This window comes from Acidobacteriota bacterium (genome assembly GCA_038040445.1).
Lineage (GTDB): Bacteria > Acidobacteriota > Blastocatellia > UBA7656 > UBA7656 > Onstottus_A > Onstottus_A frigus.
Window position 1 is genome coordinate 1 of sequence record JBBPIG010000058.1, and the last position, 10,967, is coordinate 10,967.

General features: G+C 57.9%; 10 protein-coding genes. 7 read left to right on the forward strand and 3 right to left on the reverse strand.

Annotated elements, in window-relative coordinates; all coding sequences use genetic code 11:
• Nucleotides 1-124 precede the first annotated feature (124 nt).
• Together AABO57_28570 and ilvA are read right to left on the reverse strand one after the other, a co-directional pair.
• Entirely contained in the window at nt 125-418 is a 294-nt protein-coding gene (locus AABO57_28570; GenBank protein ID MEK6289689.1) for a hypothetical protein, read from the reverse strand.
• Nucleotides 409-1,371: a threonine ammonia-lyase gene (gene ilvA / locus AABO57_28575; protein ID MEK6289690.1), complete on the reverse strand. Its 963-nt coding sequence runs from the start codon at nt 1,369-1,371 to the stop codon at nt 409-411. Before ilvA ends, AABO57_28570 begins: the two co-directional genes overlap by 10 nt.
• Nucleotides 1,372-1,544: 173 nt before the next feature.
• Between ilvA and AABO57_28580 the strand changes: the two genes are divergently transcribed.
• The 7 genes from AABO57_28580 (at nt 1,545) to AABO57_28610 (ending at nt 10,635) form a co-directional block, all read left to right on the forward strand.
• Nucleotides 1,545-1,814, forward strand: a complete 270-nt coding sequence (locus AABO57_28580) for a DUF433 domain-containing protein (protein MEK6289691.1) — start codon at nt 1,545-1,547, stop codon at nt 1,812-1,814.
• On the forward strand, nt 1,811-2,197 hold the full coding sequence (locus tag AABO57_28585; protein MEK6289692.1) for a hypothetical protein: 387 nt from the start codon (nt 1,811-1,813) through the stop codon (nt 2,195-2,197). The genes AABO57_28580 and AABO57_28585 overlap by 4 nt, the downstream gene beginning before the upstream one ends.
• A gap of 43 nt (nt 2,198-2,240) precedes the next feature.
• Entirely contained in the window at nt 2,241-3,311 is a 1,071-nt protein-coding gene (locus AABO57_28590; GenBank protein MEK6289693.1) for a GntG family PLP-dependent aldolase, read from the forward strand.
• A gap of 60 nt (nt 3,312-3,371) precedes the next feature.
• Nucleotides 3,372-4,040, forward strand: coding sequence for a (d)CMP kinase (gene cmk, locus AABO57_28595; GenBank protein MEK6289694.1), 669 nt, complete (start codon nt 3,372-3,374; stop codon nt 4,038-4,040).
• A gap of 151 nt (nt 4,041-4,191) precedes the next feature.
• The gene (locus tag AABO57_28600; protein ID MEK6289695.1) at nt 4,192-4,842 is read left to right on the forward strand and encodes a riboflavin synthase; all 651 of its coding nucleotides are present in this window, start codon (nt 4,192-4,194) and stop codon (nt 4,840-4,842) included.
• A 35-nt stretch (nt 4,843-4,877) separates the two neighbouring features.
• Nucleotides 4,878-6,095 (forward strand): 3,4-dihydroxy-2-butanone-4-phosphate synthase, encoded by a 1,218-nt coding sequence (gene ribB, locus AABO57_28605; GenBank protein MEK6289696.1) that lies wholly within the window; start codon nt 4,878-4,880, stop codon nt 6,093-6,095.
• Between the two features lie 277 nt (nt 6,096-6,372).
• Nucleotides 6,373-10,635 (forward strand): translocation/assembly module TamB domain-containing protein, encoded by a 4,263-nt coding sequence (locus AABO57_28610; GenBank protein ID MEK6289697.1) that lies wholly within the window; start codon nt 6,373-6,375, stop codon nt 10,633-10,635.
• A gap of 142 nt (nt 10,636-10,777) precedes the next feature.
• On the opposite strand, the gene AABO57_28615 is transcribed toward AABO57_28610, so the two are convergent.
• The coding region (locus tag AABO57_28615; GenBank protein ID MEK6289698.1) for a hypothetical protein at nt 10,778-10,967 on the reverse strand (190 nt) is incomplete at its 5' end.

The window sequence follows — 10,967 nt, forward strand, 5'->3', positions numbered from 1 at the left end:
AGGCCGCCGCAGTCCAAATATTCCGTCGCCCGTCATCGGTGTCGTGCTCCAGGGCACCTGCAAATATCAACACAAGATAAGGACACTACCAAACAAAGGCGCACACGAATAGCGCGTTTCTTGTCTAAAGAAGCGGTGCTTCGATCTGCTCACGATGCTGTTCGTAAAGCCTGGTCGCGCGATCTTTCATATCAATCGGCGTGTACACAAGCACGTTGCCGGTCGATTCCGTAATCACCAGTTCCCCGACAGGACCAAGCGGTTCGAGCTGAGGGTACGAGAGCCAAATGGGAACTCGCCAGCCTGACAGAGCCGGGTCGTGTTCGGGTATCCCCGCAGCAAAACGATCTGGCAGATGAGCCATCAACCAATCATTGGCGGTGATTCGGGCCTCAAGCACAGTTCTGATCAATTCCACTTTAATCCTTTGAGCTGTTGCAGGTTCAAGTTCCCGCCGCTCAGCACGCACACGACCTTTGAACCGCGAGGCGCTTTGACCAGGCCCTTCAAGACGGCGGCCACCGATGCGGCAGCAGCGCCTTCGACTACCAGCTTGCAGTGCGACATGATCCAGATCAGCGCTTCGAATATCTCTGAATCGGGTAGAGCGACCACTTCATCAACAAACTGGCGAACTGCGTCGAACGTGTGCTCGCCGACTCGCTTCACCTTTAGCCCGTCGATGACGCAGTCAACCGTGTCGAGCGTTACCAGATGGCCTTGCTCGACGCTCAACTTCATAGCCGGCGCCCCGGACGATTCCACGCCGACGATCTTTATTTGTGGGTTCAACCCCTTGAGCGCCATCGAGACGCCGGAGATCAACCCGCCTCCGCCGATTGGAACAACTACTACTTCGGCTTCGGGGAAGTCTTCGTATATTTCCAACCCGAGAGTCCCTTGCCCGGCTATCAAGTGTGGATCGTCGAACGGATGGATGTAGGTAAGACCGCGTTCTTCGCAGAGCTGCTTTGCCTTTTCGTTTGCCTCATCCCAAATCATCCCGTGTAACACGACCTCGGCGCCGTAAGCACGAGTCGCTTCGATCTTGGAAGGCGTCGCGTTCTCAGCCATCACGACGACCGCGCGCATGCCGTTCAGCTTCGCGGCGAGCGCGACACCTTGAGCGTGATTGCCGGCCGATGAACAGATCACCCCTCGGCGCCGCTCGTCGTCAGAGAGGTGCGCGAACTTGTTGAGCGGCCCGCGGATCTTATAGGAACCGGTTCGCTGAAAGATCTCGGCTTTGAGGCGAATATCGAAACCGGTTTGTTCGCTCAACAATCGCGACGTCAGAAGGGGAGTGTGATAGACGTGAGGCGCCACTCGGGCCTTTGCTTCCTGGAAGACCTGCGGAGATAGATTGATCATGGTTTGTGATTCTCAACTTATGAGTCTGTCGCAGATGGGCCGCGCGCGACGGGCTGATTATCTACAAGCCCGAACGTCATTGCAAACAAGGGAGCGGGCAAGGTCGAGTGTTGTTGCGCTGTCGGTGCTGTGCTAAATTCACCGTTGATAATGTGCATCAGGGAGCGCGACTAATGAAATCGCAGAGACGAAAAGAGATGGGCGAATACGTCGTTGCCGATCCTGAGATTTGTCATGGACAGCTCACGATCAGGGGAACGCGCATACTTGTCAAGGACTTACTCTACTATGTCGCCGATGGAAAAGACTGGGACTGGATTTGTTCCGCCTTCGACCGAAAGGTCAGCCGCGAAGCGATCGCCGAAGCTGTGCGTTTGGCGGGCGACGCGCTGGTTGGTAGAACTCCCAAGCGAAGGACTGACAAACGGCAGCGTGCTGCGTGAACATCCTTGATGAGAACATTGATGCCGTCGCGCGCGAGCACCTCCGTTCGTTGAAGGTTCACTTTAGACATATCGGCAGCGACATCGGGCGGTCGGGAATGAAAGACCTGAACGATGTGATCCCACTGCTGCACAATCTTAGAAACCCAACGTTCTTCACGCGTGATAAGGATTTCTACTCACGCTCTTTGGTTCACGCCCGATACTGCTTGATTCATCTGGATGTTCCACCCAAAGAGTCGGCAGAGTATATTGTCCGATTGTTGCGGCACAAGGAATTCCGAAAGAAAGTTGACAGAATCGGCAAAGTCATTCGCCTTAGCCCGAAGCGGCTGAGTTACCTGGATGTGAAATCTGCGAAGGAGCGCCACCTGGCTTGGTGAGATGATTTGCTGAGCCGATACATACAACCAAGGAAGTGGACCAGTGAACTACATCGATCTGCGAAGCGACACGGTTACGAAGCCAACCGATGAAATGCGAGAAGCAATGGCCCGTGCCGAGGTTGGCGATGATGTCTACGGCGAAGACCCGACAGCCCGCCGACTGCAAGAACGCGCCGCCGAGATTGTTGGCAAGGAAGCTTCTCTGTTCGTGCCCTCGGGCACCATGGGCAATCAGATCTCGGTGAGACTTCACACCCAACCCGGCCAGGAAGTCATCGTCGAAGAGCGAAGTCACATGTTCAACATGGAGATGGCGGGAATGGCGGTTATCAGCGGCGTCCTTGCACACCCCGTTCGATGTCCGGATGGAATGATGGACTGGGAGTCTATAGAAGCCGCCATTCGGCCTCGCAGCTCTTACTTCGCGCAGACCGGCCTTGTTGCAGTCGAGAACACCCAGAACCTCGCCGGCGGCACTGTTATGTCGTTCGAGCGGATGCAAGAGATCGCCGAGCGCGCTCACGGGTTGGGCCTGCCTGTTCATCTGGATGGAGCGCGCATCTTCAATGCCGCAATAGTCCTCAAGCGCGGCGTCGCCGAGATCGCTGCGTTGTTTGACTCGGTGATGTTCTGCTTATCGAAGGGGCTCGGCGCGCCGGTTGGCTCGATGATCGCAGGCTCGCGCGAATTCATCGATCGGGCCGTGCCGGTTCGCAGAATGCTAGGCGGAGGTATGCGGCAAGCTGGCGTGCTGGCGGCCGCGGGATTGGTTGCGCTCGAGAAGATGACTGCGCGGCTCGAAGAGGACCACGCGAACGCACAGTTGTTGGCGAGAGGGCTTGCCGAGAATCACGGCGTTAGGATTGACCTCGATAGAGTGCAAACGAACATCCTGGTCTTTGACATAGCCGGCACGGGACAGACGACGGCGGAATTCTCCGCGAAGCTCAAGCAGCGCGGCGTGCTAGCTAACGGGATCAACGCGCGCGAGATGCGCATGGTGACGCACAAAGACGTTTCGCAGCGCGACTGCGAGACGGCTCTGGGAGCCATTCGTGAGGCGCTGCGAGAAAAGAACACGGATCATGCGGATTCGACGGGTTCACACTGAATTGATCCGTATTAATCCGCCGCATCCGTATGATCCGTGGTCTATTCTTGGCGATAACCAATGGATAAACTAGTCATTGCCATCGACGGACCTTCAGGCTCGGGTAAGAGCACCGTTGGCAAAGCCATCGCGCGCCAACGGGGTTATCTGTACATCGACTCGGGCGCCGTCTATCGAGCCGTAGGCTACAAAGCACTTTTAACAAATACATCACTCGAAGACGCGTCCGCGGTTGCGCGGCTCGCTCGAGACTCGAACGTCAAGCTCGAAGGCGACCCCGACCACCTGCGAGTCTTTCTCGACGGCCGCAACGTGACCGCGGAGATCCGTCTCCCCGAAGCGAGCCACGCTTCATCCGTCGTCGCAACCATCCCTGAAGTGCGAGATGCCGTCGTCGAGAAGCTTAGACAGATGTCGAAGGTGGGCGGCGTCGTGATGGATGGGCGCGACATCGGCACAAAGGTGTTCCCGGATGCTCAGGTGAAAATATTCCTCGATGCCTCGCTCGAACGGCGGGCGCGCAGGCGATGCGACGAAGAGCGCGCGGGCGGCCGGGACGTGACCGTCGAGCAGATCAGAGCCGAGCTTGAAGAGCGCGACCAGCGCGACCGCGAACGCGCAGCGACGCCGCTGGTGAAAGCGGATGACGCGGTCTTTATTGATACGTCGAGTCTGACGCTGGACCGAGTGATAGAGCGGGTGCTTGAAATTGTGAGAACGCGAAGCTAGACTGGAACACGTATCAATGGACGCCTTGAAATAGTTCTCGCAGCGGAGACGACTTGATAGCAAAGCTCACCTGCTTCTCGCCTCGCCGACGGTGCGTTGCCGGGGGTGACGGATCGAGCACTCACCTCGCATCCTGAATCGAAAGATGGGAATCTTCACCGGACTCATAGTCGAAGTGGGCCGAGTGCGCCGTATCCAACGACGCGCTGATGGGGCATTCCTGATGATCGAAGCAAGGCAGGTCCTGGAAGGGACTCGCATCGGCGATTCGATCTCTATAAACGGGGTTGATCTTACGGTGATCGAGCTTGGCGCGGACTTCTTCAGCGCCGATGTTTCGATCGAGACACTGAAACGCTCGACGCTGGGCGGTCTTCACGCCGGAAGCCGAGTGAACCTCGAACGAGCGCTCGCGGCAGGCGAACGATTAGGCGGACACATGGTTCAAGGGCATGTCGATGGCACCGCCGAGCTTATATCGGTGACGCCCGAAGGCAACGCATATCGCATGCGGTTCAAGTTCGCGCGCGAGCTTGGACGCTACATCGCAATGAAGGGATCGATAACCGTTGACGGGATCAGCCTGACCGTGGCTGGACTCGGCGACGACTGGTTCGAAGTGGCGATTATTCCGCACACCTGGCGTGAGACCAGCCTGCGCGACTTGAAGAGAGGCGACCTGGTGAACATTGAAGTGGACGTGCTGGCGAAGTACGTCGAGCGATTGATGCTTTATAGGGAAGCGCCGGCAACGGCTGATAGCAAGCTGACCTTGGAGTATCTGGTTGAGAAGGGTTATTAGAAGGGAAGGCTGCCTCACCGAACTTTGGAGCATACATGCCATTCGCAACCATCGAACAAGCGATTGAAGACTTTCGCGCGGGGCGCGTAGTCATCATCGTCGATGACGAAGACCGCGAGAACGAGGGGGACCTCGCCTGTCCCGCCGAGAAAGTTACGCCCGAGATCATCAACTTCATGGCGCGCTACGGCCGCGGGCTGATTTGCCTGTCGCTGACTGAAGAGCGGCTCGATGAGCTTCAAATACCGTTGCAGGTTTCCGAATCCGACAACACCGCAAACAGGGGCACCGCCTTTTGCGTCTCCATCGAAGCGAGGCGCGGCGTGACTACAGGCATATCAGCCGCGGACAGAGCGACGACGATTCAAGTTGCGGTGGATTCGCGAACGAAGCCCTCGGACCTCGCGCGTCCGGGGCACATATTCCCTCTGCGGGCGCGCAACGGCGGCGTGCTCGTGCGCCCGGGTCAAACAGAAGCCGTGATGGACCTGGCTCGCATCGCGGGGCTGACGCCTGCGGGGGTGATCTGTGAAGTGATGAACGATGACGGCACAATGTCGCGCTTGCCTGAGTTGCGTGAGTTCGCCCGGCTGCACGGCATCAAAATTATTACAGTCGCCGATCTCGTGAGTTATCGAATGGCGAATGAAGTGCTCGTGCACCGCGCCGGGGAAGCGCGAGTGCCGACCGTATACGGGGAGTTTCGCGCGATCGCCTACACTAACGACATAAATCAGGATACTCACCTGGCGCTGGTGATGGGCGAGATTGATCCGAACGACAGCATGCCCGTGCGCGTGCATTCGCAGTGCGTGCTTGGCGACGTGTTTGGCTCGGTGCGGGACGATACCGGCTGGCAGCTTCATCGCTCGTTGGAGGTGATCGCCGGAGAAGGCCGCGGCGCTCTGTTGTACTTGAAACAGGAGGGGCGGGGAGTTGGACTTGTGAATCAGCTCAAGGCATACCGGCTAATGGACGAGCAAGACAAGGATACAGTCGAAGCTGACGCTGCGGTGGTCGGGCGTCACAAGATGGACCCGCGCGACTACGGCATCGGCGCGCAAATTCTCCACGACCTTGGAGTGCGCAGGATGCGGCTGATAACCAACCATCCGGTGAAGCGCGCGGCCATCGAAGGATTCGGTCTCGAAATCACCGACCGCATCCCGATCGAGATGGAGCCTAACGAGTCCAATGAAAAAGTACTGCGTGCGCGGAAGGAAAAGCTTGGGCATCTGCTGACGAAAGTTTAGAGGTGAAGGTCTAGTGATGAAGCGCGCGCGATTTGCGATGCGGTGAAAGGTCAAAGGTACGGTGAAAAGATCACAGGTCGGGAAGGGTGGCTTGCCCCCGCTGTACTTGTTGAAACTCGAGGTTGCTTTCAAAGCGAAGAAGCGGGGGCAAGCCACCCTTCCCGACCGCGAGCTTGAGATTCACGACCCATTACTGGCAGTTGCATGGTCAAGGGAATGCTAACTGAAGCCAACATCCTAGATTCTGGTTTGTGACTTTCGCGGAGTCTACTAGTCCATGCGCAGAAAATTACTCATCGGCGCGGTTTCCCTGCTAAGCCTGGTACTGCTTCTGCTAATCGCGGTCTTCGTCTACATCCGCAGCGGGCGACTCGACACCTATCTGCGAGAGCAGGTAGTCGAGGCTCTGGCCGACGTCGGCATCACCGCGACGATTGGCGAGTCGCATCTGGATCTTCGCGGCTATCGCGTCACCCTCAAAAACATAGAGCTGCGCGCCGGCGACGGGAAAGATCCGTTCGGCACAATTGACAGCCTCTCAGCCCAGTTTTCTGTGCTCTCATACCTGAATCAAAGAATCCAAATCACCCAGGTCGAAATCATTCATCCACGCGTGTGGATCGAGCACGATGAGCAGGGGCGTTTGAACCTCGACGTGCTGCACGCGCCTCCTTCCAAAAAAGAAGTCAAAGAAAAAAGCATTACTTTTCTCACCTCGAATTTCCAGATGACAAATGGCGAGGTCAACTTCGTCGACCGCCGGCGCCACCTCAGCGCCCAGGTGAGTGATATGGCGGTTCACCTCGTTCCTCTGGAGCCCGCCTCGATTGAAGACAGGCTGAACCACAGGCTCGAGTTCGGATTCACCAAGGCAACTGCGACCGTCGAAGGGCGCAAGATTGAAAACATCACCGTGAATATCCTGGCCCACGTCACGGATAAAAACGCCGAGATCCTTAGCCTGAAGGACGGTAACGGAAAGGACGATCCGCAGTTCAAGATCACTTCCGATCTCGGCCAAATAAAAGTCAACGGCAAGGTCGAAAGCTTCGAGCCTCTCAAATACGCTTTCACGGATGTCCAAGCCGCCGCCGAGCTCGATCAAATCTCGCGCGTGTTCGCGCCCGATTCGAAAATGAACGGCAAGGTTGGATTCAAAGGGCACATTGAAGGGACGGGCGCCGACTATAGCGCGTCGGGTTCCATCGAGTCGAAGACGGTTTCGGTAGCCGGCTTACGCGTCGCGGGCCTTAGCGTTAGGACCCAGGTCAGCGGACGCGAGGACGAGTACAAGGGAAAAGTGAGCCTGACGTCGACCGGGATCAGCGGAGCAGGTTTGACCACCAGCTCGATTACGTTTACAGACTCAGTGAAGGGTAAGGCGGGCGACTTCGATGTGACCGGCTTGTTGAACCTCGCATCGCTCAAGAGCGGGCAGGTGACGATGAATTCCCTCAAGGGCGCGCTCTCCTTTGATCGCGACAAAGTGAATTTGTCCAGGTTCACGGCGGGAACTTTAGGCGGAAGCATCTCGGGCTCGGCGACGCTTGCCTACGGCGGCGGCTCATCCCGCGTCGATGCCGAGTTCAAGTCAATTGACCTCGATCAGGTTGCCACGCTCGCGTCTGCAAAAGACGTTACGGTGAGAGGCACTGCCAACGGAAGCGCTCAACTCACGTTTCCGCGTTTAGACTACAAAGCCGCGACCGGCAAGATAGCGGCAACGTTCGATGCGGCCGTCTCGCCTTCGGAGAAACAGGGAGATGCCTCGCCCGCCCAGGGAGAGATCAGTCTGGTGGCCACGGGCCGCGGCGGTTTGAGAATCGAACGCGCATACGTTCGCTCGAATCAAAGCGATCTGACGTTGGCTGGCGCGGTCGATTGGGATGGCGCCGGATCGCTGGACGTCAACTTCAAATCCGCGGACATGTCCGAAGTCCAGCGCGCGATAGACGCCTTTGGTCTGATACCTGACGACTTGAAGGAACAATACGAGATCGCGCTAGCGGGCGAAGGCGAGTTCAAAGGCCGGGTGGAAGGCAAATTTTCCGCGCCAGGCGTATCGGGCCACCTCAAGCTCGCAAGCATAAAATCGCACGACGAAGAAACCGGTTCATTTGAAGGCGACCTCGTCTACACGCCCTCGCTGGTTCGCGTGGACAACGCCGCGCTCGTGCGTCCGGACGGTTCCCGCGCTGACTTCAGCGTGAACGCGCCGCTCCCTGCCAAAGACAACATCGCGATCAAAGCCAACGTGCAGAACTTCGATCTGGCTGCGATCCTGAACGCGATCTCGCCGGGGCTTAAAGACTTCGTGAGCCGGGGAGTTGTCAACGGCACGGTAGACCTCAAAGGATTGCCCGGTCCCCGCACCGTCGAGGGCACTGCTAAGCTGACTCTTGCCGGAGCCGAGTTCAATCCGGCCCAGGAGGAAGGAGAAGAGGTCAAAAAGATTTCGGTGTCCGAGTTCACCGGAGACATCACTCTGTCAAACAGCGTAGTCAGCGTGCAGAACCTGAAGATGATTGTCGGTGACAGCCAGATCGTAGGACAGGGAAGCTACAACCTGGACACCTACGAATACTCGATCAACGCCGACGGTAAGAACATCGACCTCGCTCAGCTCTCTGATGCCGCCGGCAGTGTTGCGCTCACCGGCAAAGCGGACGTGAACGTTGTGGGACAAGGGCAGTGGGGCAAGGCCGAAGACTGGTCCAAGGTGCAACTCAACGCCACGATTCAAGGACACAACGTTGCAATCGAAGGCCGCGACTTCGGCGACGCGAAGCTGGTCGCGATCACCGAGGGCGGCATCCTGAAGGTCGAAGCGTCGGGTAGACTGTTGGAGCAGGAGCGCACGCTGGTGGCGACGATCGATCTGCGCGACCGCGACAACTATCCCATCAGCGCAAGCATTGAGTTCACCGACGCGGACATCGGCCCGTATCTCGGGTTGATCGCGCCCGAGTTGTCGGACATCAAAGGCAAGGCGACCGGCACCATCAAGCTCTCCGGTCCGCTGCTCGAAACGGACAAGATACAGGCGGTAGCAACGCTCACCAGGCTCGAAGTCGGCGGGGCCATCTCGGAGCGGCAGACCTACAAGATTACGAATCAAGGCGACATCGTGCTGACCGCCACCCCGCGCGAGGTCACGCTCAATCGAGTGATGTTCACCGGCGAAGGCACGAGCGTAACTCTGGAGGGTACTCTCTCTCGCGACGCGGCGAAATCGAAGCTCGCGGTCAACGGCGAGATCAACCTGAAGCTTTTGTCGTCATTCACACCAACGATCTTCACGACCGGAATCGCGCAGGTTGAAGCTTCGATCGTCGGCCAGCTCGAATCGCCGCAGTTGTTAGGCGTCGCGAATCTTCGCGATATCGGCATACGCATACTCGACTTCCCGATTTCGATGGCCCGCGGAAATGGCCAGATCAGATTCACATCGAATCAGGCAGTAATCGAGAACTTCGTCGGAGCGACCCCCGGCGGCGGGACCATCTCGATAGAAGGCGGGGCTGCGCTGTCGGGGCTTGTGCCCGTTCAGTGGCGGTTGGAAGCAAGAGCCGATCAAATGGGCGCCGAGTATCCGAAGGACACCCAGACCGTGGTGGACGCGCAAGTCACGCTCGAGGGCAATCGAAAGCTGCAAGTGCTGAGTGGCAATGCGCAAGTGAGGCGCGCGGCTTATACCAGGGACCTGACCCTCGAAGAGTTGATCACCACCGGCGGTCCGTTTCAGCCCGATTTTCTGGAAGCCGGTCCCGGAGGTTCGGGAGGTCCATCGGGATTGCCAACTGTGCTGGATCTTCACATCACTGCCGACAACACGCTGATCGTAAAAAACAATCTGGCCGACGCGGTCGGCAGCGCCTACATAAACCTGCGGGGTTCGGCCGATACCCCTCAGGCATCGGGGCGAATACTGTTGACCCGAGGCACCCTGAACTTCAGAAACGGCCGATACGATTTGACGCGCGCGTTGATAACCATACCCGGCCGCCGCGGCGCCGAACCGACCATCGACTTTCAGGCCGAGTCCGACATTCGGGGCTATCACATTTCAATCAACTTCAACGGGACGATCGCCAAGCTCCAGACGAGTGTGAGATCCGATCCCGAGTTGCCCGAGCCCGACATCATCTCGCTGATCTTGACCGGCAGTATTTCCGGGGGCGATACGTCGACCGTTGCGGGGTTGGGGCAAACAGGCTTGGGTCTTGCTCAGTCGATTCTGTCGGCATCGCTATCAGAGCAACTTGAGCGAGGCACGCAGCGATTGTTCGGCCTGAGCCGCTTCTCGATCGATCCACTGCTGGTCGGCCGAGGCAGCGATCCGACCGCCAGGATCACGATCGGTCAGCGTATTGCAAAAGACCTGACGGTGACTTACTCGCAGAACCTCACCTCGGGCGTATCTGGAATAGATCGTGTGGTGCTGGTTGAGTATCGGTTGAGCAACCGGTTCTCAGTAGTCGGGATTCGGAATGAGCGCGGCGAGCTGGGCTTTGATATTCGGTTCCGGAAGAAGTTCTGACGGACGACGGGCGACGGGCGACGGATGACAGGGCGACGGACGACGGGCGACGGCGAAGAGTGACGGGCGACGGCGACGGGCAGCAAAGAGCAAAGAGTATAAGGCCTGAAGATCTGTAGGACTCGAATGTTTGTAAACAGCATCAATCGCATTGCAAACGGGCGGCGCTTGGCCCTTTGCTATTTGCTCTTTTCTGCCCGTCGCCCGTCGTCCGTCGTTCGTCGCCCTTCGCTTTTCGCCCATTGCTATTTGCTCTTTTCTGCCCGTCGCCCGTCGGCCGTCGTTCGTCGCCCTTCGCTTTTCGCCCATTGCTATTTGCTCTTTTCTGCCCG

Excerpts from the sequence above, each read along its gene's own strand:
- ilvA (MEK6289690.1), bottom strand. The coding sequence starts at position 1,371 with ATGATCAATCTATCTCCGCAGGTCTTCCAGGAAGCAAAGGCCCGAGTG.
- AABO57_28580 (MEK6289691.1), top strand. The coding sequence starts at position 1,545 with ATGAAATCGCAGAGACGAAAAGAGATGGGCGAATACGTCGTTGCCGAT.
- cmk (MEK6289694.1), top strand. The coding sequence starts at position 3,372 with ATGGATAAACTAGTCATTGCCATCGACGGACCTTCAGGCTCGGGTAAG.
- ribB (MEK6289696.1), top strand. The coding sequence starts at position 4,878 with ATGCCATTCGCAACCATCGAACAAGCGATTGAAGACTTTCGCGCGGGG.
- AABO57_28610 (MEK6289697.1), top strand. The coding sequence starts at position 6,373 with ATGCGCAGAAAATTACTCATCGGCGCGGTTTCCCTGCTAAGCCTGGTA.